Source organism: Methanocorpusculum vombati (assembly GCF_026891935.1).
In the GTDB taxonomy this organism is placed as follows: Archaea; Halobacteriota; Methanomicrobia; order Methanomicrobiales; family Methanocorpusculaceae; genus Methanocorpusculum; species Methanocorpusculum vombati.
The window spans coordinates 81023-106122 of the sequence record NZ_JAPTGC010000003.1 but is presented as its reverse complement, the minus strand read 5'-3'; the positions used below and the strand labels follow the sequence as shown (position 1 = coordinate 106122).

General features: G+C 53.8%; 20 protein-coding genes. 14 read left to right on the top strand and 6 right to left on the bottom strand.

Annotated features, from left to right (window positions below; genetic code table 11):
- Position 1: 1 nt before the first annotated feature.
- The 3 genes from ade to O0S09_RS10020 are packed head-to-tail and all read right to left on the bottom strand — an operon-like array spanning position 2 to position 2423.
- Positions 2-1609, bottom strand: a complete 1608-nt coding sequence (gene ade, locus O0S09_RS02990) for an adenine deaminase (protein WP_268922445.1) — start codon at positions 1607-1609, stop codon at positions 2-4.
- The gene (locus tag O0S09_RS02985; RefSeq protein ID WP_268922444.1) at positions 1606-2016 is read right to left on the bottom strand and encodes a hypothetical protein; all 411 of its coding nucleotides are present in this window, start codon (positions 2014-2016) and stop codon (positions 1606-1608) included. The genes ade and O0S09_RS02985 overlap by 4 nt, the downstream gene beginning before the upstream one ends.
- The gene (locus O0S09_RS10020) at positions 2016-2423 is read right to left on the bottom strand and encodes a hypothetical protein (RefSeq protein ID WP_425438232.1); all 408 of its coding nucleotides are present in this window, start codon (positions 2421-2423) and stop codon (positions 2016-2018) included. Before O0S09_RS10020 ends, O0S09_RS02985 begins: the two co-directional genes overlap by 1 nt.
- 109 nt (positions 2424-2532) lie before the next feature.
- Here O0S09_RS10020 and ppk1 point away from each other — a divergent pair, with 109 nt between their 5' ends.
- The 5 genes from ppk1 to O0S09_RS02955 all read left to right on the top strand — a co-directional run bounded on the left by ppk1 (position 2533) and on the right by O0S09_RS02955 (position 10094).
- Complete coding sequence (gene ppk1 / locus O0S09_RS02975) at positions 2533-4662, top strand: polyphosphate kinase 1 (RefSeq protein WP_268922442.1); 2130 nt, start codon at positions 2533-2535, stop codon at positions 4660-4662.
- Positions 4652-6640 (top strand): CHAD domain-containing protein, encoded by a 1989-nt coding sequence (locus O0S09_RS02970; protein WP_268922441.1) that lies wholly within the window; start codon positions 4652-4654, stop codon positions 6638-6640. The genes ppk1 and O0S09_RS02970 overlap by 11 nt, the downstream gene beginning before the upstream one ends.
- The gene (locus O0S09_RS02965; RefSeq protein WP_268922440.1) at positions 6637-8190 is read left to right on the top strand and encodes a Ppx/GppA phosphatase family protein; all 1554 of its coding nucleotides are present in this window, start codon (positions 6637-6639) and stop codon (positions 8188-8190) included. The genes O0S09_RS02970 and O0S09_RS02965 overlap by 4 nt, the downstream gene beginning before the upstream one ends.
- A 181-nt stretch (positions 8191-8371) precedes the next feature.
- Complete coding sequence (locus O0S09_RS02960) at positions 8372-9673, top strand: proteasome-activating nucleotidase (protein WP_268922439.1); 1302 nt, start codon at positions 8372-8374, stop codon at positions 9671-9673.
- Between the two features lies 1 nt (position 9674).
- A complete protein-coding gene (locus O0S09_RS02955) occupies positions 9675-10094 on the top strand; it encodes a DUF5804 family protein (RefSeq protein ID WP_268922438.1) in 420 nt (139 codons plus the stop codon).
- A gap of 83 nt (positions 10095-10177) precedes the next feature.
- Here O0S09_RS02955 and O0S09_RS02950 read toward each other — a convergent pair whose 3' ends face one another.
- Both O0S09_RS02950 and O0S09_RS02945 read right to left on the bottom strand, forming a co-directional pair.
- Positions 10178-10783 carry an NTP transferase domain-containing protein gene (locus O0S09_RS02950; protein WP_268922437.1) on the bottom strand — a complete coding sequence of 202 codons (606 nt, stop codon included), beginning with the start codon at positions 10781-10783 and terminating at the stop codon, positions 10178-10180.
- Positions 10771-11781: a pyridoxal phosphate-dependent aminotransferase gene (locus tag O0S09_RS02945; RefSeq protein ID WP_268922436.1), complete on the bottom strand. Its 1011-nt coding sequence runs from the start codon at positions 11779-11781 to the stop codon at positions 10771-10773. Before O0S09_RS02945 ends, O0S09_RS02950 begins: the two co-directional genes overlap by 13 nt.
- Before the next feature lie 206 nt (positions 11782-11987).
- Between O0S09_RS02945 and O0S09_RS02940 the strand changes: the two genes are divergently transcribed.
- The 5 genes from O0S09_RS02940 to O0S09_RS02920 all read left to right on the top strand — a co-directional run bounded on the left by O0S09_RS02940 (position 11988) and on the right by O0S09_RS02920 (position 16995).
- Positions 11988-12173: a ribbon-helix-helix domain-containing protein gene (locus O0S09_RS02940; protein WP_268922435.1), complete on the top strand. Its 186-nt coding sequence runs from the start codon at positions 11988-11990 to the stop codon at positions 12171-12173.
- A 26-nt stretch (positions 12174-12199) separates the two neighbouring features.
- Positions 12200-13363: a cell division protein FtsZ gene (ftsZ, locus tag O0S09_RS02935; RefSeq protein ID WP_268922434.1), complete on the top strand. Its 1164-nt coding sequence runs from the start codon at positions 12200-12202 to the stop codon at positions 13361-13363.
- Positions 13364-13865: 502 nt separating this feature from the next.
- Positions 13866-14747, top strand: coding sequence for a coiled-coil protein (locus tag O0S09_RS02930; protein WP_268922433.1), 882 nt, complete (start codon positions 13866-13868; stop codon positions 14745-14747).
- A gap of 293 nt (positions 14748-15040) precedes the next feature.
- Positions 15041-16222: a DUF373 family protein gene (locus O0S09_RS02925; RefSeq protein WP_268922432.1), complete on the top strand. Its 1182-nt coding sequence runs from the start codon at positions 15041-15043 to the stop codon at positions 16220-16222.
- 248 nt (positions 16223-16470) lie between these two features.
- The gene (locus O0S09_RS02920; RefSeq protein WP_268922431.1) at positions 16471-16995 is read left to right on the top strand and encodes a hypothetical protein; all 525 of its coding nucleotides are present in this window, start codon (positions 16471-16473) and stop codon (positions 16993-16995) included.
- 18 nt (positions 16996-17013) lie between these two features.
- On the opposite strand, the gene O0S09_RS02915 is transcribed toward O0S09_RS02920, so the two are convergent.
- The gene (locus O0S09_RS02915; protein ID WP_268922430.1) at positions 17014-17307 is read right to left on the bottom strand and encodes a DUF3795 domain-containing protein; all 294 of its coding nucleotides are present in this window, start codon (positions 17305-17307) and stop codon (positions 17014-17016) included.
- Between the two features lie 54 nt (positions 17308-17361).
- Between O0S09_RS02915 and amrS the strand changes: the two genes are divergently transcribed.
- From amrS to mutL, 4 genes are all read left to right on the top strand, one after another.
- Positions 17362-18375 (top strand): AmmeMemoRadiSam system radical SAM enzyme, encoded by a 1014-nt coding sequence (amrS, locus tag O0S09_RS02910; RefSeq protein WP_268922429.1) that lies wholly within the window; start codon positions 17362-17364, stop codon positions 18373-18375.
- Between the two features lie 382 nt (positions 18376-18757).
- The gene (locus O0S09_RS02905; protein WP_268922428.1) at positions 18758-20143 is read left to right on the top strand and encodes a hypothetical protein; all 1386 of its coding nucleotides are present in this window, start codon (positions 18758-18760) and stop codon (positions 20141-20143) included.
- Positions 20144-20649: 506 nt separating this feature from the next.
- The gene (mutS, locus tag O0S09_RS02900; RefSeq protein WP_268922427.1) at positions 20650-23259 is read left to right on the top strand and encodes a DNA mismatch repair protein MutS; all 2610 of its coding nucleotides are present in this window, start codon (positions 20650-20652) and stop codon (positions 23257-23259) included.
- Positions 23259-25097 carry a DNA mismatch repair endonuclease MutL gene (mutL, locus tag O0S09_RS02895; protein WP_268922426.1) on the top strand — a complete coding sequence of 613 codons (1839 nt, stop codon included), beginning with the start codon at positions 23259-23261 and terminating at the stop codon, positions 25095-25097. Before mutS ends, mutL begins: the two co-directional genes overlap by 1 nt.
- Positions 25098-25100: the final 3 nt, after the last annotated feature.

Genomic DNA, 25100 nt, shown 5'->3' with positions numbered 1-25100 from the left:
ATCAGTGGAACAGGGGGACCATCTCAAATGCGTCCACATCGAACAGGCCCCGCGGGGTAATCTTCAGATGTGGGATTACGGTAAGCGACAGGAAGGAAAGGTGGCCAAAGGTCTGTTTGTATGCGCCGGTACGTTTCAGATGTGCGGATAGTTTGTCCAGCTGTCTAACTGTTACGTCGGCAGATTCCCGGGTCATGAGGCCGCCGACGGGGAGGGAAAGGAGGGTGACTTCATTCCCGGTAACTACTGCAAGCCCTCCGCCGGCATCGGCAACTGCCCGGACTGCTGTGAGAATTTCTTCGTCGCTTCTGCCGGTTGCGATGATGTTGTGGGCGTCATGGGCGATTGAGGTGGCGGCAGCTCCGGTCTGCATCTCAAATCCTTTTACCAGGCCGACGGTAAAGCCGCCGGCATGATACCGGTCAACAGAGATGATCTTCTGTACTCCGTCCGCGTCGGGTTTGGCAGGGATGTTCCGGGTTACGATTTCACTTGGGATGATGCCGATGACCCGGGCGACCCCTTTTGTTGGCAGGGCGAGATCGGGTTTGGCCGGGAATCTGCAGGAGAACTCCGGGACCTGACAGGGTGTCTGCACCGCAGATGCGGGGATCTCTTCTGCGGGGATGCCGTTTTTGTACACCTGTTGTATGGTGAAGGTATCGGTATCTGCGAGGATGCAGAAGTCGGCGACGCGGCCCGGTGCGATAACTCCTCTGTCGGTGAGACCGAAGCATTCCGCGGCGGAGAGTGTTGCCATGCGGAGTGCGAGATTTTCCGGCATGCCTGCGCTGATTGCAGCACGGATGCAGTGATCGATGGAGCCTTCGCGTACCAGGGTGTCCACATGCCGATCGTCTGTGCAGAAACAGCAGTGTGCGACGGTATTTGGGTCGACGATGGAGGAAAGGACGGCCACATCCCGAGCAGCTTCTCCTTCCCGCAGCAGGATATACATGCCGCGCCGGAGTTTTTCGCGTGCTTCTTCCGCAGAAGTACACTCGTGATCTGTTTTGATGCCGTGGGCAACGTAGCGGCAGAGGCTGATCCCGGTCAGCCCCGGAGCATGGCCGTCAACGTGTGGGAACAGGGAGAGTTTTGCAAGAGTCTCGGGGTCGCCGGCAAGAACTCCCGGGAAGTTCATCATTTCCCCGAGCCCGAGAATGCGGGGGTTGTCGGTATATTTTGCGAGATCAGCTGCGGTGATGACTGCCCCGCCGACATCATCGGCGGTTGCCGGGACGCAGGAGGGGAGGGTAAAGAAAATGTCGTTTGGTGCATGCTGTGCGTCCTGCATCATGAAGTCAATTCCGGCGAGTCCTGCGACATTGGCGATTTCATGGGGGTCGGCAATTGCGGTGGTGACGCCGTGCGAAAGGGCAACCCTGCCGAATTCCTGCGGTACAAGGAAGGTGCTTTCAATGTGCAGGTGTGTATCGATCAGTCCCGGGATTACCCGGGCACCGCCAAGATCGGTTATCCGGTCGCCGGTGAGGCTGTGGTTTGCGCCGACTGCGGTAACAACTCCGTTTTTCACGGAAAAAGAGGTAAACAGCCATTCTCCGGTACATGGGTTGAAGAGAAGGGCATTGTCGAAGATATGGATCATATTATCTCAAAGTTTTTGATGAATGCGGCAAGCCGTGCGGCACCTTCGTTGCGTTCCCTGACGTAGAGACGTGTTTTGTAGGTCCCCGGTTCGAGTTCTATCGGGAATTCGCAGATGTTTCTGCCTGCGGTGAAGGTTGGTGCGATTGTCAGGAGATTGCCTATCTGTTCTTCGGCGAAGATGTCGTCCACGCGGGAGATGGTGCACTGTACCCAGACGTCCCGCGGGTCGCCGGTGTACTGGAATGCGGCAACGAGTTTTCCGTTGATATATACGGGGTCTTCTGCGTCGATTGCGATGGCTCCTATCGTCAGTACAATTACAAGGACAAGAGCCGCAATGATTCCTGTCAGGATCAGTACCATTCGTTTTCTGGTATCCGCCTGCCCTGCTTGTTTATCCATCATTATTCATCAGCGCGCTCTACGATTACGCGAATTTTATCGCCGTTTTTCAGGCCGTGGCCTTTGGGGACGTCAATGTTAAACCAGAGTTCACCCTGCTGGGACATGAGGCAGTCCTTTGCTCCTTCAATGTCTGCCACAAATTCTATGGTTTCGACTATTTCAGCAATCTTTTTTCCCATGGATAAAAATGAGGAGGGATTATTTATTAAGGTAACGTTCACGGGGGAGGTGTTCCTGAAGTATGATACGTTTCCGGTTTTCCGGGCTGTGATGGTATGAGATGATGTAGTATATTCCGGGACCTGGCGGCGGCTCTGCCGTGAGAATCTGTGGCGGTTTTTTCTCCCCCCGCCCGCCAACCAGACAACAGTTTCCGGAAAAAGACCTGCCCAATACGTTTTCGGCATCACATTCGTCACAGCATCCGTTCCGGTTTTCTATAGTGTTTCTATAGAAAGGACTGATACCAATGGAAACCAAATACACGTATAACAACCCCTTGGAGACCCCGTACAAATGACCCCCGATGATATCCGCGACCCGTTCGGTTCTCAGATCAGCCTCACGGACAAATCCCTCTACATCAACAGAGAAATCTCCCTCATTCAGTTCAACCGCCGCGTCCTCGAAGAAGCCGCAAATCTCCGCCACCCCCTCCTTGAACGCGTCAAATTCCTCTCCATCTTCGCAAACAACATCGACGAGTTCATGATGATCCGGGTCTCCGGTCTGCTGCGCCAGATCCGCGGCGGCGTCCTCGAACGCCCGCCGGACGGCATGACCCCCACTGAGCAGATGCAGGAGATCCTCGGAACCCTCCTCCCCCTCCAGGCCGAGTCCTGCCGCTGCTGGAGCCAGGACCTCAAACCCGCCCTCGCACAGGAAGGTATCTACATCCACAAATGCAAAGACCTCAGCCCCGAAATGCAGAAATATCTGCAAAAATACTTTGAAACCCAGATATTTCCCATACTGACCCCCATGACCTTCGACGGCTCCCACCCCTTCCCCTTCATCTCCAACCTCTCCATCAACCTCGCCGTCGTCATCAACCACCCCACCCGCGGCCAGGTCTTCTCCCGGGTCAAAGTACCCAAAGGTACCCTCCCCCGGTTCATCCGCATCGGAAACGACCGGATGATCCCTCCCGCGAAAAGCTCCGAATACCACTACGTCGTCCTGGAAGACCTTGTCGCCGCAAACATCCAGAAACTCTTCCCCGGAATGGAGGTCAAAGACACCTACATCTTCCGCGTAACCCGTGACGCCGATATGGAGATCGAAGAAGACGAAGCATCCGACCTCCTCACCGCAATCGAAACCAGCGTTGAACAGCGGCGGATAGGAATCCCCTCCCGCCTCGAAGTACACGCCGCCATGCCGGAATGGATCCGTGACCTCCTCACCGCAAAACTCCGGCTCATGCCCACGCAGGTCTACGTATCCACCAGCGGCCTCATCGGCATGAACGATCTCATGGAACTCATGGACATTGACCGGCCTGACCTCAAAGACACACCGTTCAAAGCCTCTGTTCCCGCATGCCTCGCCAAAGAATCCCTGCCTGCAGCAATTGCCCGGAACGATCTCCTGCTCTACCACCCCTACGACAGCTTCGGCCCGGTCGTCGAATTCGTGCAGCAGGCCGCCCACGACCCCAACGTCCTCGCAATTAAACAGACCCTCTACCGCACCGGCAAAAACTCCCCGATCGTCCACGCCCTCATGGAAGCCCGCGAAGAAGGAAAACCCGTCACTGTCCTCGTCGAACTCAAAGCACGATTCGACGAAGAAAACAACATCGAATGGGCGCGGTCACTTGAACGTGCAGGAGTTCACGTCATCTACGGCATCGTCGGCCTCAAAGTCCACGCAAAAATGTGTATGGTCGTCCGCCGCGAACAGGACAAACTCAAAACCTACACCCACATGGGCACCGGCAACTACAACGCATCCACCGCACGTATCTACACCGACCTCTCCATGTTCACCTGTGACCCGGATATCGGTGCAGACATCGCCGACCTCTTCAACGCCTTAACCGGCTACTCCAAAAAGACCGATTACCGCAAACTGCTCGTCTCCCACGGGACTATGGGCACCATGCGAAAGGAACTCATTGCAAGAATCGACCGCGAAATCGAACGGCAGAAGACCCACGGCGACGGTTACCTCGCCTTCAAACTCAACGCCCTTGTAGATGAAGAATGCATCACAGCCCTCTACCGGGCAAGTCAGGCAGGTGTTAAAATCGACCTCGTCGTCCGCGGTGTCTGCTGCCTGCGGCCCGAAGTTCCGGGCGTCTCTGATAACATCCGTGTCATCTCCATTGTCGGCAGATTCCTCGAACACACCCGCATCTACTACTTCCGCAACGGAGGAAACGAAGAAGTCCTGCTCGGCAGCGCTGACCTCATGCCAAGAAACCTCTCGCGGCGGGTTGAAATTCTCTTCCCGGTGGAAGACCCGCATCTCCGGGACATGATCATCCACACCATCCTTGAAACCCACATCAAAGACACTGCTCAGGCACAGATTCTCCACATCGACGGAAGCTACGAAAAAGTACTCCCCGCAGAAGGCGAAGAACCCCTCAACTCCCAGATGTGGATGATGGAACATCGCGGAATCTGGCATGACTACTAACACAGACCCCGGATACCGGCTCTACGGCGCAACCGTACTTGCCCAGCTTGCCGCTGATATGGCAGGGGAAAGTGCCGGCGTTAAAGCAGGAACCGACATCGAGTACATCCACCGCATGCGGGTCGCATCCCGCAGACTCCGGGCAGCTCTGCCGCTCTTCGCCGGATGCTTCCCGGAAAAAGAGTACCGGCGCTGGGAAACTGAAATAAAACAGATCACGCGATCACTCGGACGTGCCCGCGACCTTGACGTCCAGATAGCATTTCTCAGAGACTACGCACAAACCATTCCAAGCGTCCCCCTCAGGGAAGGAACGCCACGGTTCCTCCCCGGAGAATTCCGGATGCCGGATGCGGAGCAGCCGGCATCCCTCCCGATCCTTCCCGCGCCCGAATCCTCCGTCCCGGAAGAAAAATCCGGACTCCTCACCCGTCTGAAACGATTTTTTGCCGGAATCCCGGAACAAACCGCAGACCCCGAACCTCTCCGCAGTCACGCCCGGGAAAACACCGGCACCGATCTTCGATCCGGTATCGAATGTCTGACCCTGCGTCTCATGCAGGAAAGAACGGCACTCCAGCCGGATGTTATTGCCGCAGTCGAACGGTTTGAAAAATCCAAAACCCTTTCCGCACTGCAAAAATCCTGTGTCGAGATCATCGTCCGCGGCAAACTCGAAAAGACCGAAACCACCACCACAACTTCCTACACCACCGCCTACCATGCAATCAGCCTCGCCGCCGAACAGGTAAAACTGTACGCAGCTGCCCTTGCCGATCCGGAACGCAAAAACGCACATCATGAGATGCGCATCACCGCAAAAAAGCTCCGTTACACCATGGAAACCTACCGCGGCCTCTACGGCGACGGTCTCGCCCCCGCAATCAAAATGGTAAAAGAACTCCAGGACTACCTGGGTGACATGCATGACTGTGATGTCTGGACCGAGTATCTCCCGGAGTTCCTTGCCAAAGAAGAGGAAACATGCACCGCATACTTTGGCAACACCGGTTTCATGGACACGATCCGCCCGGGTATTGCAGCGCTTGAAGAAGACCGGAAAACAAAACGTGCGGAACTGCACAGAGACGCAAACCTCTTCTGGAAAAAGAATGAGGGCATGTGGAGCATACTGGAACAGAACCTGACAAAACCGATTCATGACCTCCGGCTGAAAACCATCTCCGTCCCGGACTCCGTCTCCGCAATTGCCTTTTTCGCCGATGTGCATGCAAACCTTCCGGCACTCCTGGCAATCATCGAAGATGCAAAAAGCCGCGGCTGTACCACCTTCCTTTATGCAGGCGATGTAATAGGATTTGGCCCCTTCCCCGAAGAAACCCTTGAATATCTGCAGAAAATCAACGCTGCAGGAGTCCGGGGCAACGCAGAAGAAGCGGTCCTTGCCGTAGGCAGAACAAAGAACTGCCCGGAAGGAATGGACAAAAAACGGTGCGCCAGTCACCGCAGGACCTGGAAAAAACTCTCCGGAACAGGACGGGCACTCCTGTTTGCCATGCCGGCCGAGATACGGTTCACGTGGGGGGACCAGAGATTTGCCGTCATGCATCACCCGGTCTTTCCGGAAAATGTCTGTGCCGAAACGCCCGAAACGGAACTGGAACGGCTGTGTGCTGACGCAGAGGCAGATGTCATCATCTGCGGCCACACCCACTGCACGTTTGCCCGGAAAATTCACGGCGTCTGGATAGCAAACACCGGCGGTGCAGGGAGGTCAGGGGATAAAGACCTGCGGGCATCCTATCTGCTTGCAACCCGCGATCCCTTCTCTCTCCATCACATCCGTGTGCCCTACAATCTGGAAGAAACCCTGCGGCATCTCAAGAAACACAAAGAGATCGCCGCAATGTTTGCCGCGGGACTGGACTTTGACGAAGCGGCAGACCTCAGAGAAGTTCCGGAACTGCCGCCAATGCAGACAACGGTAACCGTCACTGCCGCTGAGGAAGAAACATGACCCAGGAAAAGATAGTTGCATTCATCGATATCGGAACGAACTCTGCCCGGCTGCTGGTTGTCTCTATCGGGGAAAACGGTGCATACCATATGCTCACCCGGATAAAGGACGTTGTCCGGCTCGGCGAAGGAGAGTACACCGCAGGAAAAATCCAGGAGGATGCGGGTGAGAGGCTGATGCGGGTGCTGAAACGGTTCATGGATCTCTCCCGCAGTCTCGGGGCCACCGAGTTTGTGGCAATGGCAACATCTGCCATGCGGGAAGCAGTCAACTCCCAGGAAATCGTTGGCAAAATCGGATCAGAACTCGGCCTTGAGATTCAGATCATCAGCGGCAAAGAAGAAGCACGTCTGATTCATCTCGGTGTTGCCGCAGGCATCAGCCTGGGAAACGAAACTGCTCTGTTCATCGACATTGGCGGAGGATCAACGGAACTGATCGTCGGCGGCCAGTACACCTATGCAGCACTGGAAAGCATGCGGCTTGGTGCCATCCGGGTTACCAGCCAGTGTATCAAAAAAGGATTTACCGGTGCTCTCCCCCCGAAGCGGCAGACAAAAATGATGAACCGCGTCATGACGGTTGCAATGCCGATTCTCCAGCGGATATCCGCATTCCCGTTCACCCGCTGTATCGGCAGTTCGGGAACAACCATCAATCTTGCCGAGATTGCACAGAAGCTCTACCACGCAGCAGAAACACCGAAAAAACCGATACTGCTGCTCTCTGATCTGGAAAATCTTTATCCCTACCTCTGCTCCCTCTCTCTGGAAGAACGAAGGAAGGTTCCGGGAATCAACCCTGACCGAGCCGACATCATTCTTGCCGGAGCTGCGATTCTTCTTGCCGTCATGAAGACCCTCAAAATCCCGGAGATCGAGATCAGCGACCGGGGTCTGCGGGAAGGCATTTTAATGGATTATCTTGCCGAAATGCCCGGAACCCCGCAGTCCGAACGAATGCCGGTAAAAGAGGCCAGTATCCTCCAGCTCGGCCGTTCCTGCCGCCTTGAAGAGAAACACGCGCAAAAAGTACAGGAGATTACCCTCCGGCTTTTCGACTCGGCAAAGGAATGCGGTCTGCACAATTACGGCGCATGGGAACGGGAACTCCTCGCGCAGGCCGCATGGCTGCATGACGTAGGCGATTTCCTTTCCTTCGTCGGCCACCATCAGCACGGCGAATACATCATCCGCAATACGGAACTGCTCGGGTTTGATCAGCGGGAGATTTTAATCCTCGCAAAAATTGTCCGTTATCACCGCAAAAAACTGCCCGGCAGAAAAGATTCAGAGTTCGGGAGTCTGACCGCGGCGGACCGCGACCGCGTGCGTATCATGGCACTGTTTCTCCGGTGCGCCGAACTGCTGAACCGCAGCCATGCAGATGCGGTCGCAGATGTCCGATACCTCAATAAAAAAGGAGACGCGGTTGTACTGGACGTTGTACCCGCGGCAGGTGCGGATCTCACGCTGGAACTAACCAGTCTTGTGCCGGAAACCGTACTGTTTGCAAAAGTGTTCGGTAAAAAACTCATTTTGCAGAGATAGGATACAGACAGCATACCGGGGAACAGGCAATTGCCCGTAATGTCCTGAGACCCGCGATTCGCACATCTTTGAGTTGCGAATCGCGGGATACTCAGGTACAGGTGCAGCACCGGAGGAATGCGTTTCCTCATCCTCAATCAGATAGAATATAAATGCCGCAATCCTACTATACAGTTAAGATATGGACGAAGAAGTTCACACACTCAATACCAATACTACGCGGAAGGGGGCAAAAGTTGCAGATATTTCTCCGGAGGCCTTGGAATACAGTGACCTCAATGAAAAATACGCCCAGATCTCAGAAGAAGCGCGGCTTCTTCGTAAAGAGACCGAGTTCCTCAATAAACAGCTTCGTGCGACACGTGCCGAAAATGAATCCCTGCGGACCGACAATAACCAGATCCGGATGGACAATGCACAGCTGAAAAAGGAGAACTCGCAGCTCAAACGTCTTCCGCTGTTTGTTGCAGTGGTCCTGGAAAAACTTCCGGGACGCGAACTGTATCTGCGCCAGCAGGGTAACAATCAGGAGTATGTCACCTCCGCAAGCGAGGAGATCTACAAAGAAGTCAAAACCGGAACAAAGGTTGCCGTAAACAACACGCTCTCGGTTGTGAAAGTTCTCGGCAGTACTGTTGACTCACGGGTCAAGGTAATGGAGCTGGATACCAAACCATCCATCACCTTTGCAGACATCGGCGGTTTAAAGGATGAAATTGTCGAGGTGCGGGAAGCGGTTGAGTATCCGCTGACCCGGCCAGAATCATTTGAGCGGTTCGGTGTTGTCCCGCCGAAAGGTGTTCTTCTCTACGGACCGCCGGGAACCGGCAAGACACTGATCGCAAAGGCGGTCGCCAACAATGCAGGCGTCCCGTTCCTCCGGATGGCCGGTTCCGAGCTGGTGCACAAGTACATCGGTGAAGGAGCACAGCTGGTCCGCGACCTGTTCCAGATGGCACGCGATATGGCGGCAGCTAACGGCGGCGTGGTGGTGTTCATCGATGAAATCGACGCGGTCGGCAGTATGCGTACCAACGACGGAACGTCAGGGTCTGCGGAGGTGCAGCGGACACTTATGCAGCTGCTTGCCGAGATGGACGGGTTCAACAACCGCGGAAACATCCGTATCATGGCCGCAACCAACCGGCCTGATATGCTGGATGCAGCGCTTCTCCGGCCCGGACGCTTCGACCGGCTGATCCGGATTCCGGCCCCGGATGCGGAGGCAAGAAAACAGATCTTCCTCGTGCACACGCACAAGATGGCGGATGCCGGATCTCTGTCCGGCATCGACTACGATGAACTGGTACATCTGACCGATGGTCTGACCGGCGCCGAAATTGAAGCTATCTGCCGTGAAGCAGGAATGCTTGCCATCCGTGAAGGAGCAGATGTCATCAACGAGGACCGGTTCATCGCCGCTATCCGTAAAGTCCGCCATCAGGACAAAGATGATGAACGTGCAGACATAATGTATCTCTGAGATGCTGCTGATCTGTATCGGAAAACCGGGCGTGGATCTCTACCGGACGCTGTCCGACTCGGAGACCAGCCGCCACATATTACGTTTTTATCATCCAAAAGAGCTGGAGGCAGGTATCTCGGTTGAGGTATCGACGGTCTCCAGCGGGCTTGCCTTACTGAGCGAACTGCGCTGGTATATCATGCGGTATATGCAGGAAGTGCTAATCGAGGATACGGAACATGGCGTGTATCTGAGCCAGAACCTCGCACGCGAAGCCTATGATTCCCGCTCGATAACGCTTTCCCCCGCATGGGAGACCCGTTTCCGTATTTGTGTCACGGAAGAGGGAGAGGTTCTCCGTCTGCCGGAGGGAGTTCCCGAACCGGACGGGGTGGTGACTGCGTATGCAGTGTGGGGACTGCCAGACGAACACCCGTGAATTTTTTTGAAATCCGGCAGGATGAAAAAAGGAATGCAGATGTACCTCCGGTGCCCGGATGTCTTCTCCTGACCATGCTGTTGTCACACGTGTTTTCGCACCGAATCAAATTCGCGTTCCAGCACTGCCAACTCCTCGCGGGTATTGATATTGAATGCAAGTCCCGGTTCGTCCAGCAGCAGGCAGTACTCTTCCTGCACAGACCCGATCAGACTGCCCGTCAGAATGTTCACTGCACACGGTGTTGCCGCAACTCCGCAGACCATCTCACGGTAGCGGGGCTGCATCCCGAACGCCTCGCACCTGCTTACCGGCACCCACGCAGAACAGGCCGGAAGGCCGGACTCTTCGTGGTTTGCACGGATGCGGCAGATAATATCGCGGGTGAGACAAGGAATATCCGCGGCGGATGTAAACAGCGGGCCTTCCACTCCGCACGCCTCCACCGCCTCGGTCAGATCCTCCACATACCCGGCTCCCGCCGTATCCAGATATGCAACCCCGTTTGCCCGGCACCAGTTCCGCGTAAACGGCGTTTTGTATGATGTCACCACCACCGGTTCACAGTCTGCAGCACAAAACGCATCCAGCACCCAGGCAATCATCGGCCGCTCATGTACCATTACCAGCGCTTTCTCCCCGAGCCGCAGACGGGATCCTTCCCCGCCTGCAAGAATCAGCGCAAGCATGCAGCGACGGCCTCCAGAACCCGGACGTTTCTCTCGCGGGTCTCCACCGACACCCGGATACACTCCGGAAGACCAAACGACGTACAGTCCCGGACCAAAACCCCCTGATCAATCATCGCACGGGTAAATGCAGCCGCACTGCGGTTCAGGTGTATCAGGATATAATTGACTGCTGATCGTTCGTAGGACAGCCCGAGTTCATCCAGCCGGGCATAGTACCACTCCCGTTCGGCGGCAATCCGTTCTGCCGCACCGCGCAGTTCATGATAATGGGCAAAGGCAAGTTTTGCATAATACTCCGCAAACGCATTGATCGTCCAGGGGGTTCGTGCCGTTTCTATCTGTTCGATCAGATCCGGCGACCCAAACCCGAACCCGAACCGGATCCCCGGCACGGCAAACGACTTCGTCAGCGACCGCATCACAAACAGATTGTCGGATAAAACATCGGTGATAGAATCCTCCGGACAGGACAGATCCATAAATGCCTCATCCACAAACAGCTGCGTACCTGCTTTTGTGCACCGGTCAAGTTCGGTAAGCATCACGTCGCGGGAAAGCAGATGCCCGGTCGGGTTGTTCGGATTACAGATGAACCGGACTGCGGGGACACGATCCCCGAGCCGTGTCCCCGGCAACACGGCAGCGCCGGCGAGTTCTGCGGAAAGACCGTACTCTGCAAACGTCGGGGGATCGATCTGCGCGGTATCGCCCCGGGAAAGGACGGTGTGGCAGTACACCCGTATCAGCTCTGCAGATCCGTTCCCCAGACAGATTTCATCGATGTTGCGCGAAAAAACGCAGGCAATAATCTCCTTCAGTTCGGTATAACTGTCGTCAGGATACCGGGACAAATCCGCGCAGGAGAAGTCAGCCCGAACCTGCGGTACAAAGGGGTTCATGCTTGCGCTTACGTCAAGAAAATCATGACCGAAAATACGCCGCAGCTCCTGCACTTTTCCTCCGTGAACTGCTTTTTCCGGAAAATGTCCTACCATGCTGCCTTGTTCCTGATCACTACTATTCACACCCCAGACATAAATAAAGTGCAGAATGGAAAGGATCCGGGACGAAACGTTACACATACCTATATATACCAAGAAATTCAATTATGATTTGTCCAAATTAGGACGTCAGTCGAATGTCTTACAAACGTCAGACAAATGTCGGACAAATGACTGACAATTGTCTGAATGGAGTTACAATGGACAGAATCACCATCCGCCTACCACCGCAGCAGGTCGAACTGCTTGAGAAACTCGTGGAAACTGGGGAGTTTCCCACCGTGTCAGAAGCCGTCAGATATGCTGTCAGAGAGTTTCTCGCCGGAAGATCAGAGCGGATTATCCGTGAAAGTGAACAAGTATCCACATTCGACGTACGACTCTAAAGTTAAAAATTATTGGGGTGTGAAAAATGCAGAGCATCATTAACGAGGCATTAAAAAACTCAGAACTTGAAAAGGGAATGCAGAAGACCTCCATCGTTGACGATGACGACATGCTTGGACAGCCAAGAATCGTCATTGTCGGATGCGGCGGCGCAGGAAACAACACCATCAACCGTCTCCACAACATGAAGGTTGCAGGATCGGAAACGATCGCCATTAACACCGACAAGCAGCACCTTGACATGATTCAGGCCGATAAACGTGTCCTGATCGGAAAATCCCTGACCCGGGGCCTGGGCGCCGGAGGATTCCCCGACGTCGGCCGCCGTGCAGCCGAGATGGCCCGCCCGACGCTGGAAGAGATCTTAAAGGACGCAGACCTTGTCTTCGTCACCGCAGGCATGGGCGGCGGAACCGGTACCGGATCCGCACCGGTTGTTGCACAGATCGCAAAAGAGCACGGCGCAATCGTTGTTGCCATGGTCAGCTATCCGTTCCAGGTTGAGCGTGCAAGAATGCTCAAGGCCGAAGACGGTCTGGAGGCAATGCGCCAGGCAGCAGACTCCGTGATTGTTCTTGACAACAACAGACTCAAGAACTTTGTCCCGAACCTCCCGCTCGGTCAGGCATTCTCTGTCATGGACCAGATCATCGCAGAGACCGTCAAAGGAATCTCCGAGACCATCACCGAACCGTCCTTAATCAACATCGACTACGCAGATGTCCGCGCAATTATGAGCAAGGGCGGTCTTGCTGTCATGCTGGTCGGCGAGTCCAAGCAGCAGAACAAAGCAGAGAGCGTTATCCGTGACTGCCTCGCACACCCGCTTCTTGACATTGACTTCAGAGGCGCAACCGGCGGCCTGATCCACATCACCGGCGGTAACGATCTCACGCTCCACGATGCAGAAGAGATCGCCCAGCAGCTCACGTATGAACTTGACCCGCACGCAGATGTTATCTGGGGCGCACGTGTCCGCAAGGACTTCGAGGGCAAGGTCTCCGTTATGGCAATCATGACCGGCATCCAGAGCCCGCAGATTCTCGGCGGCCATGCAGTCAACACGGCAACCAAGTCTTCCCGCTCGGACGCAAACGTCTACGGATTCCAGTCCTCCTCACCAGCCACCCAGTCTTCCAGCAACGCCGCAACCGCCCGCAGCGGCTCAAGCTTTGACTGGATTATGTAAGACTGCTAACCATAATTACATCAGGTTTCATACATTACACCACACAGGTGTTCCGGGAAAAAACCACACCACACACGCAAAACATACCCCCGGAACAAATCCTCAGAGGATACAAAGAAAGGACATAGAATACTATAGAATATATTCACACAGGGACGGAACCCGGAAATACACACACATGTCCGTCCCTGAAAAACCCCAACCCGCGAGTGGGTTGGTACCCGCGTCTTTCGTTTTTTCTCCGGACGGACACCTCCCGGATCTTCGATATGTTTAAATCAGCATAGCACCATTTATTATAGGAAAGTCGTATATCTGCAGGGCAGAGACCTAAAGGCAGACGGCAGAAAGTACAGGAGGTTGAATACCATTCGTTCGCTTGAAATTTTAGATTCGTTTTTGTGTCATTCTTCATGCAGTTTTGTATTTGCTTCCGTGTCCTTTTCCGTGTGTCTTTCCCCGCTCTGATCTGACAGACGACTGCTCAGGATAGGTAAGAACGTTGACCGAAGATCTTGTCGAAAAGAGAAAAACACTCCTTGAAGAGTCCGAAGAACACAAAGCAAAACGCAACGAGTTAAACGCGCAGGCAAGCCAGTTTGCACGCGAGAGAAACGAGTTGAACAATGCAACCCGCCAGTATGTTGAGGATGCACAGAAGAACAAAGAACTTCGTGATCAGTACAACAATGACGTCCAGACTCTGAAAGAACAGCGCAATGAGTTAAACGACAAGGCAAATGCACTCTTTGAGGAGATTGACGCACTCAGAGGCGATGCAGGTTCCGGCGCAGCCGCTGCAAGCCATGAGAAGAAGGCATCCGTAAAGGACATCCTCCGTCAGATTGAGTCTCTTGAAGAGAGACAGCAGACTGAGGTCATGACAACGGAAAAGGAGCGCGAGCTTGTTGACAAGATCAAGCAGCTCCGTGCCGAAGTCAAAGAGCAGGAAGTTGAGCACGAGCAGAACAAGGAAGTCCGCGGCCGCCTTATCGAGGCACGCGAGTTCCGTAAGCAGGCATCCGCACTCCACGCAGATGTGACCGAGAAGGCAGAACTTGCCCAGAAGCACCACGACCTGATGGTTGAGTGCTACCGGAAAGCCGACAAGTCGCGCGAAGGTGCAGATGCAAAGCACAAACAGTTTGTCGAGGCTCAGGAAGCAGCAGATGCAGAGCACAAGGCATTCCTTGAATGCCAGAAGAACCTCCGTGACTACGACAAAGTCCTGACCGGTATGCGCACCAAGCAGAAGAAAGTCAAGACCGTCAAGGAGAACAAGTCCGCACGCAAGGAAGCAGAGAACATCTTCAATGCTTTCAAGAGCGGCGAGAAGCTGACGACCGAGGATCTGTTAAAGCTCCAGCGGTCGAAGCTTATCTAAATTCCATATTTTTTTCTGTTTTGTGTATGCAGAGCACAGAGGCTCTGGGTGTATGGTGGCGAAAGTATTTCGTGGATTTTTTTCTGGAAACAGGTAGTGGGTTCGCTTTTTTCTTTGGTTTTGCTTTGAAACCACGGAAACATTGTGATCAGCGTTACGCCAAATGCGGCCATACTCACCACGAACCAGGCTACAAACAGTTTCCAGAAAAACACCCGCATGCCGCATAGCTATCCGAAGATACCTGCCGCGCCCACAGGTATATTATCGAGGAACTCGCAAACGTATAGTCAATGACTGCCGGACGGACTCTGATTCTCAGCGTTGATCGTGACGATGATATCGGATATAAAGCAGGAGTAATCAGTCCTGTTGTAGGAAGAGAGGCCTGTCTGGACGCAGCAACACGGCTCGGCATTGCAGACCCGGAAGACTCGGATACAAACGCGATTTTTCAGGCGATTAAAACCTACGATGATCTCTTTGGCAAAGGCGAGGATGTCGAGGTTGCGGTAATCGGCGGTAACCATATGAATATGCTGGAAGGCGACCGCCGGATTGCAGAGCTGTTAGAGAAAGTGATTGCCGATACCGGAGTGGAAAACTGTATCCTTATCTCGGACGGTGCGGAAGATGAGTTTGTTCTGCCGATTATCCAGTCGCATCTGAAAATATCAGGGGTGGTGCGGGTGGTAATCAAGCAGCTGCCCAACATCGAGGGTACATACTATATCATCAAAAAGCTGTTCAACGACCCGAAAATTGCCCGCAGTGTTCTGGTGCCGATAGCACTTGCGATGATCCTGTATGTGATTGCATCACTTGTCTCTGACGAAATTCCGGCAATGCTGGTTGTAATCGGAATTATCGGCGTATACCTGCTGATAAAGGGATTCGATCTCGACGAGTACATCGGCTATATCTACTACGGTCTCGTCGACTCGTTCCATAAAGGGAGGATGTCGTTTGTTGCTTATATCATTGCCGGTATTCTGGTTATCTGCGGAGTGATCGCAGGTCTCATGAGCATCATCACCTATTATCCGGTCTCGGGCGATGCAGGACTGCTCTACAATATTATGACATTCCTGTACGGCGCGATCATCTGGGTGATGACTGCAGGTCTGCTTGCAGCCGCCGGTAAAATCACGGACTATGTACAGAACGAACGAAAAGCGCTTGCCCGGATGTTTGTCGTACCGTTCTTTGTAGTGGCAATCGGTATGATTATGTACGGCGCGGTAATCTACTTCCTGTCGATTTCACCGGTTGAACCATTCCCCTTCAACGCAACCGAGGGAATTGTGGCAATTATTCTGCTGACACTCGCAGGACTGATTGTGGCGTTTACGGGAATCTATTACCGGCCGCTGGTCCAGCGGTATGTACTTGACTGGATCGAACGGAAGATGCGGCAGGACACAGAGGCCGAGGAAAAAAGCCGTGCTCCGGTGTACAAGAAGATCAAATATTAATTTTTATTTTTTTCAGGGGCGTAACTGTGATACCGTAAAAGTATTCAGCCCTTTTTTCCGGAAACTGTCTTCTGGTGAGCGGGCGGAATGAAAAAAACCACACCGATCACGCGAAAGAAGAAAAATATCATAGGGATAGAGAAAAATCGGCAAAATTCATGTGAAAATTCCGAACAGTTTGGGTATCACCTAAAGACTAATATCATTACAAAATCAACGCAGTAGTACACAAGGAGTTGTGTACTTCCATGGCCTCAGAGAAATCAAAAGGCGACAATAATGTCATTAAACTAAACGGCGAGAAGAAAATTGTTATTGTAACCTCCTCCGCCAAAGGAAAAAGCCCAAACGGCGGCAACAATAAACTGAAGGGAAAAAACGCGAAAAAGGTAACGGACTCCCACAAAAAACTTGCAAAGCAGACGAAGGCTGCCAAAAAAACACTGAAGGAACTGAAGAAGGAAAAACAGGCGGCAGAGATTCTGATGAATTACTGTACATCAATGGGAAAGTACTTCGCGGATCAGAGTGCGATTGATACCCTCATGGATGTTGCCATCGATTCCCAGAATAGTGTGGATGAGCAGGCAGCAGAGATCATCCCCGATCTTGCCGAAGAGGCCGGTGTTGCAACCGGTGAGACAACCGACGAGTTCCTCAAAGGTTTCCACGAGTCCGAGGAGTACGCGGCAGCACTGGTCGCCTACCGCAACCGGATTGAAACGGAGAATAGTATTCTCGATGAAACGAATGCGGAGACACCGGAAAACTAATCTCTTTTTTCTCCGGCATCAGGCACTCCTTTGCACATCACGCAGATCTTTCATTTTTTCTTCCTGTGTTTTCTTCTGTTCCTCTTCGCTCATAAACGGATCCGGATAGGCGAAATGGTGTTTGCAGGGATATTCCGGGCAACCGCCACAGGAAGACCGCTCCCGTTCACGGACACAGCAGTCATAGACCGGACAGACGGTGATGTTCACATACGCTGTCCAGAAGGGCTTTCCGGCAGCCTCACGGCAGCCGGAACAGCCGTCAGGATACTTGCAGGCATCACAGTCCACCCCGCAGCAGGCAATTTTCATAGGTGAGTATTACGATGCGCTCTTTGATATAGATTCTCCCCATACTATTTCTGTATGCACAAAGCTCTGCTGTTCTCGCCGTCCGAAGACGATGCGGTCATCTGTCGTCTCTGTCCGCGTCACTGCCGGATTGCCGATGGTGATCGGGGATTTTGCGGAGTGCGGGAAAACATCTGCGGAATACTGTATGCAAACAGTTACGGAAAGATTACTGCCGCAGGGATTGACCCCGTTGAGAAAAAACCGCTCTATCATTACCTTCCGGGAACCCAGACCTTCTCCGTCAGCAGTTACGGCTGCAATCTGACCTGCCGCCACTGTCAGAACTATACGCTGTCGCAGGTGCGGGACATGTTTGCATCCGCAGTCTCCCCGGAAGATCTGATGAAGGAAGTCCAGAAGACACCGGCAAAGAGTATCTCCTTTACCTACAACGAACCGACCCTTTCCTTTGAGTATGCGCTGGACGTTCTCCGGCTGGCAGATAATTCAGGACTTGGTTCGGCATTCATCACAAACGGCTATATGAGTGAGGAGGCGCTTACAGAACTTGCACCGTATCTTGGAGCGATCCGCATTGATCTCAAGGCATTCACCGACGAGTTCTACCGAACGGTCTGCGGTGCACATCTTGCCCCGGTGCTTGACACGATTCTCCGGGCAAAGGAACTTGGTCTGCATCTGGAGCTGGTGACGCTGGTCATCCCCGGATACAACGACAGTGCCGAAGAGATTGACGCAATGCTTTCCTGGGAAACAGAGCATCTCGGAAATCTCGTTCCGCATCACTTTACCCGGTTTTCTCCGATGTACCGGATGGAAAATGCCCAGCCCACACCGAAGGAGACACTGGACAGAATATTTGCCCAGGCAAAGGAACACGGACTTGCTTATCCGTATATCGGCAATATCATGCATGCCGCAGGCTCGCAAACCCGGTGCCCTGCGTGCGGGGAACTGCTGATATTACGGGCCGGATACGTTACAAAAATGCCGGGACTGGCTGAGGGAAGATGCCGAAACTGCGGGAGACCGTTTGACGGACAGGTCGCCGGAGGTCTTGGATGAGGTTTCTCCCGTCCGGCTGGGGGATGCCCGCATGGATTTTTTTCAGAATAGCAGTTCCGCGGTGTATTTTCTTTTTGGAGCACTGTTGTACTGTTGGGTGGTATCTTCTGCACCGCGCAATTCTTCTACGAAAAAATCACAAAAATTCTTTTTCGGCAGGGGAGTGGTTGTCCCCCGGAAAAAATTAGTAGTAGTCAAATCCCCGCTCAATCAGGCGGGTATCCTTTTTCAATTCCGGTCTTGGTTTTGGAAGAGGGAATCGATCTGATTGTATTTTATCCGCGGTATTTTTAGAAAAATCCGTGAAAAAACGAGAATATACGGCACCATGTGAGTCTATGATCAACACTATTATCCATTATCAATTCTAAAGGTAAACTACATGAAATTATTAGAGTGTGAGACACAAAACCGGTGTTATACCTGTTTTGCCGTCTTGCTTGCGACGGTGGTGTTTGCCACTGTCTTCTGTATCGCACCTGTTGCCGCCGATGTCCACGATGAGTTCAGTAGCGGAGAGGTCTGGATTCAGGATGCAGAGGACAATGCGGTCCTCAGCTTGGTTGATGACGACATAGTGAATGGAGACATCCCCCTGACTTCAATGAGAACGATTTACAGAGGGGCCATCTACGATCCCGCTGATTTTACCATTACTGCGTTCGGCCCCGATCTCTCACCAGAAGATCTGTTCGAAACAGCAAATGCCACCCTGAGCAACTACACCGCGCTCTTTGGAAATAGCGTGGCACCTGTTGCCTTGCCCAACTCTTTCCTGTCGTCCAATATCTTATCACAACGGAAGACCGTATCCGAGAACGCATTATTTGCATCCCCAATACCAGATGGGTATGTGGGTATCCCGGGTGTGAAACTACCTGAGGGTAAAAAACTCGCTGCTTATGCTTTCCGGGTTCTACCCACCGGACAAACCATGATGTATGCGTCTGCCGTTTCCGCGGATGCAAGCAACACGGCTTATGCAGCAGCGAGAGAGAACCTGAACAAATGGGTGAACACCACATTGAAGGAAAAAACAAAGTCTGCGAGCGAATCCCTTGTTGCCTTAGCAGCAGATATGCCACCAATTTCACCGCCGAAGTTAATTGGTGAGTCATATCTAGACTACTCCTACAAGTCGGATAAAACGAATGAGGTATACGGGAGGATCGAATTTACCTCCAAGTGGTATTGGGATAGTATAGAAGATATTCCTGACAAAGATTATTTCTTTACTACGAGTTATCTAAAAATGACACCGGGAAAATATCTCGGCAGTAGTGATTACAAAAATATACAGTTCACCCTTAAAATAGATGCCAACCACCCTACTCCTTGGACACCGGCTATTCCATACGTACATTCCAACAATGAACAGCCGCAAGGAAGCGGCAGTGGAACACAGATGTCATGTTCACTGAGTACGTCATCTGTGGGGATATCATGGGTAACTGATGTTCCTGATACTTCATTAGTGTTTGGTCGTCCAGGAGATCAAGTCAGTAAATGGGATGGTAAATTTGACAGTCATGGTAACTTCGCAAAACAGACATTTATCTTCCAAGCCGGTGAGGAAATCTCAGGCAAAGAGGTTCGAGATGGAAAGAAATACGTCCTCTCAGAGAATGTGGCAGATCTTTATAAGTCATTCGGTTATACGGATCAAAATGTACATCCTCCTCATGTTTACCTTGTCCCTGATTCTCACGAATTATATTGTGAGGATATGTGCATACAGTGGAATGACGAGAAATATAAGCAAGCATAAGCAAGCCATACTGGGGGAAAGACATCATGAATGAACACAAATTCATTCTCATCCTTGCATGTCCACGCATTTCAGGAGGTATTCCAACAGAGTGTTTCCGGCGACTATAATAGTTGAGCATCTCCAAAAATACCTCGTATACATCCGAGATGATCTTCTTTCTCTCGGATTTATTCGGTATCGGGCACAGATGGTATGATGTCCTGAACTGAAATGATCTCTGATGACCCCCTCCTTTCTTGTGAGTGTTCCGGAGTATGACAGCTGAAACCAAGAAAATATTATTAATATTTTGGAATTTTTCGGTGTATCTGTCAGTGTCATCAACCCCCACAACATCCACAGGTTCATCTCTCCGCAACAGTCTTGCAGTATCTCAGGAACAATGATGGCCCTGCACCGAATATTTCCCTCCCCAAACCACCCATATCTTCTTCGCCCCGTCACCCGGCACCACCCACAAAAAACAACCCTTCAATAGCAAAGAAACCAATATATTTTCACCTATGACCCCCCAGAAGAAACTCACTCCCGCAATGGAACAGGTCAGGATGTTTAAGGAGCAGTACCCGGACTGCATCCTCTTTATGCGGATGGGCGACTTTTACGAAACCTTCTGGGAAGACGCGGAAATCTGTGCACGTGAACTTGACATCGTCCAGACCTCGCGGTCCAAAGACCCGGAAGGAAATCCGATTCCCCTCGCAGGCATTCCCTATCACGCCCTTGATCTCTATCTCCCCCGGATGGTTCGCAAAGGCTACAAGGTTGCCATCTGCGAACAGATAGAAGATCCCAAAACCGCAAAAGGCTGTGTGAAACGGGATGTTATCCGCGTGGTCACGCCGGGAACGGCAATCGATACCGGTATCGTGGATACCAGCGCGGCACATTACCTACTCGCGCTTGCGGTGGACGCAAAGGCACATGCAGGTCTTGCGTTTCTGGATATTACCACCGGCGAGTTCTTCGTCGAGGAAATTCCTCTCGAAGAGAACAACGCCTCGCTTGCAACCGAGATAGAACGCTACACCCCGGCAGAAATCTTAGTGCCGCAGCAGATTCCGGCAGATCTCATCAGCTTCCTTGCCGGATGCGGCCGGGTAATCACCCCCGGACGCGCCGATCTCTTCACGGACGGGGAACCGGCGCTCTGTACCGCCTTCGGCGTTGCATCGCTTGACGGCTACGACTGCGCCGACTCCCCGCTCTGCATCAGTGCGGCCGCCGCCGCACTCCGGTATGCAAAGGAGACCCAGAAGACCGCGCTCCCCCACATCAGCGGCTTTTCCCGCAGACATGCGGGCGACGCAATGGTCCTGGATGCAATCACCCTGCGCAACCTGGAAATCCTGTCTCCCCTGCGGGGAGACCGGAATGATACCACCCTGTTCGGGTTCCTGAACCGCACCAAAACCCCCATGGGCAGCCGGATCCTGCGAAATACCGTAACCGTGCCGCTGCTTGACGCGGACGCAATCAATCTGCGGCTGGACGCCGTGGAATATTTCACCAACCGGCCGGTACTCTGTACTACACTGGACAGCGTGCTTGCAAAAGTCGCTGATATTGAGCGGATTGCAGGACGCATTGCCTACGGCAATGCGTCTCCCCGCGACCTTCTGTCGCTTGCCGCAAGCCTTGCCCTGCTGCCGGAGATCGGAAAAGAGATAGGCACACCCTCAGGCCTGCTGGCAGAACAGCTTGCCCGTATCCCGGACCTTACCGAGGTTGCCGGATTAATCACCTCCGCACTCATCGACGACCCGCCGGTCGTGTACCGCAACGGCAATGTAATCCGCTCGGGATACAACGCCGACCTCGACCAGCTCCGGACGGTGGTTGCAACCGGACGGGACTGGATCGCAGAACTTCAGCAGAGCGAACGGGACCGGACCGGCATCAAATCGCTGAAGATCGCCTACAACAACGTCTTCGGCTACTACATCGAAGTAACCAGGGCAAACGCAGGCAAAGTCCCGCCCGAATACGAACGCAAGCAGACCACCGTAAACGGCGAACGGTTTACCCTTCCGGCACTCCGCGAACGCGAAGCGCTGATGGCACAGGCGGACGACCGCATTCTTGCACTTGAGGTTGCGCTCTACGAATCCCTGCTCGCAACACTGCGCGACTCAGTGCCCGACCTCAAAGAGGCGGCGGAAGGGATCGGCACCATTGATATGCTGATTGCGTTTGCGGAACTTGCATCGGCGAACCGGTATGTACGGCCTGCGTTCTCCGCAGGAGAAGAACTCCTCATCCGCGACGGCCGTCACCCCATCGTCGAAGACTCGGTTCCGGGCGGTTATGTCCCCAACGACACCGAGATGAACGCATCCGGCGATCAGATTCTGATCCTGACCGGTGCAAACATGGCCGGAAAGTCAACCTACATGCGAAGTGTTGCCTTAATCTGCATCATGGCGCAGATCGGCTGTTTTGTTCCGGCACGCTATGCAAAGATAGGTATTGTGGATCGGATCTTTACCCGGGTCGGGGCATCCGACGATCTTGCCGGCGGGCAGAGCACGTTCATGGTGGAGATGCTGGAGTTGGCCAACATTCTCAACAACGCAACCGACAAAAGCCTGATTCTTCTGGACGAGATCGGGCGCGGGACAAGTACGGTGGACGGTTACTCCATTGCCCGGGCGGTGCTGGAATATCTGCATGGAAAAGGGGCGAAGGGCCCCCGGACACTGTTTGCCACACACTTCCACCAGCTTATCGGCATGGAACAGGAGTTCCGCCGCATGAAGAACTATCACTTCGCCGTAAAAGAGGATCAGCACGATATTACGTTCCTGCGGAAACTGATTCCGGGCGCAACTGACCGGAGTTACGGTATTCATGTGGCGCGGATTGCGGGCGTTCCGAAAAAAGTCCTGACCCGTGCAGAAGCTATTTTGAATCAGGCTCTCCGCGAAGATGCAGGTTCCGGCGGCAGAAAGTACTATACGCAGATGCTTCTCGTGGACACGGCGTCCGAACCGCTGACGCCCGCAGTCTCGGCGGTTGAGGAACGGGTCCGTGAGGCGAACATCAACGAGATGACACCGATGCAGGCACTGATGTTCATCAATGAACTCAAGTCGATGCTGGAGAGGAAGTAATGGGCGTAATCACGGTTCTTGACGAGGAGACAATCAGCCACATCGCCGCAGGAGAGGTGGTGGAACGGGCGGCATCGGTGGTAAAAGAGCTGGTGGAAAACGCGATTGATGCCGGGGCCAACCGTATCAGAATCGATCTTGCGGCGGACAAAACCGCCGTGACCCGCATTGCGGTAACAGACGACGGATGCGGTATGGAACATGAGGATGCACTGCTTGCGTTCCGCCAGCATGCAACCAGCAAAATCTCCCGGCCTGAAGATCTTGCAGCTATTGGAACGCTCGGGTTCCGGGGCGAGGCAATGGCAAGCATTGCCGCGGTTTCGCAGGTGACACTGACCACCAAAAGGCGGGGTTCTGAACGTCCGGAGGCGACCCGCGTAGTGATTCACGGCGGAGAGCTCGTGGAGCATGCGGCAACCGGTGCGCCGGAAGGGACGAGTGTGGTCGTTGAGGGACTGTTCTACAACACGCCCGCCCGGAGGAAGTTTCAGAAGACGGTCGCAACCGAGCTTGCCCATATCTATGATATGGTGGAGCGGCTGACACTGGCGCACCGCGAGATTTCGTTTGTGCTGTCCTATCAGGGAAAAGAGCGGTTCCGTACCTACGGCAACGGCAATTTTACGGATGTGATCGCCGCGGTGTTCGGGCAGACGTTTGCCAGAGATCTGGTGCCGGTCGCGGGGACCTACGGGATTGTGAAGGTCGCCGGGTTCGTAACCCGTCCGGGCTGTGAGATGAAAAGCACACCAAGCAGGTTTTATCTTTCGATTAACCGGCGGCAGGTGACATCACGCCCGCTCCAGTGGGCGGTGCGGGAGGGATACGGTACGCTTCTGCCGAAGGGGATGTATCCTGCGGCATTTCTGGATCTGGAGATCAACCCTGCTGACGTGGATGTGAATGTGCATCCGACGAAAAAAGAGGTGCGGCTGTCCCGCGAGAGGGACGTGCAGACGGGGGTACAGGACGCGGTATATTGTGCCCTGCATGAGACGCGGGTGTTTGCGGCTGCGGCAGGCACAGAGATTCCGGAACCTCCCCGGGATGCGGGCGGCAGTGGGTCAGCCGGAACGGCAGCGACAGCGGCAATGCTGCCGCTCTCGGTTCTGGGGGAGGCGGCATCTCCGTATGAGCGGCGGATATCTCCGCAGATGAAAGACCCCGTTTCCCCCAAGGTTCCCGCGGCTGCGGCACTCCGGCAGACGGACAAACAGCTGCGGCGGACAGAGAGTTTTGAACCGCCGGAGACGACGGAGTTTGTTCCCGAAGTTCTTGGACAGATTGCGGATACGTATATTCTTGCCCGGAACGAGACCGGCGATCTGGTGGTGGTCGATCAGCACGCAGCGCACGAGCGGGTGATGTATGATCTCCTGCTTGCACGGCAGGAACGGGGGCTGGCCGGGCAGGAGCTGATCGTTCCCGTGCAGCTGAAGCTCACGAAAAAAGAGGCGGCGGCAGTTCCCGACCTGCTCCCGGTGCTTGCGGATGCAGGCTACACGCTTGAGCCGTTCGGGAAGGACATCTGGATGGTGCGTACCGTTCCGGTGGTCTCGTCGTCGCTCGGCGATCCGGCGGTGATTCACGAGATCATTGCCCGGGCGCTGGATAAAAGTTCCTCCGGCGGTGAGGAGAGTGTGCTTGACCGCGTGCTGAAGACGGCGGCCTGCCGTTCAGTGGTGAAAGGGGCAACCCCGATGACGACGGAACAGATGCAGCGTCTGCTCCGTCAGCTGATGGCAACGCGGTCGCCGTACACGTGTCCGCACGGCAGACCGACGACGATCGTGCTGACGAAAGATCGGCTTGCGGCGATGTTTCTGCGGACGTGATCT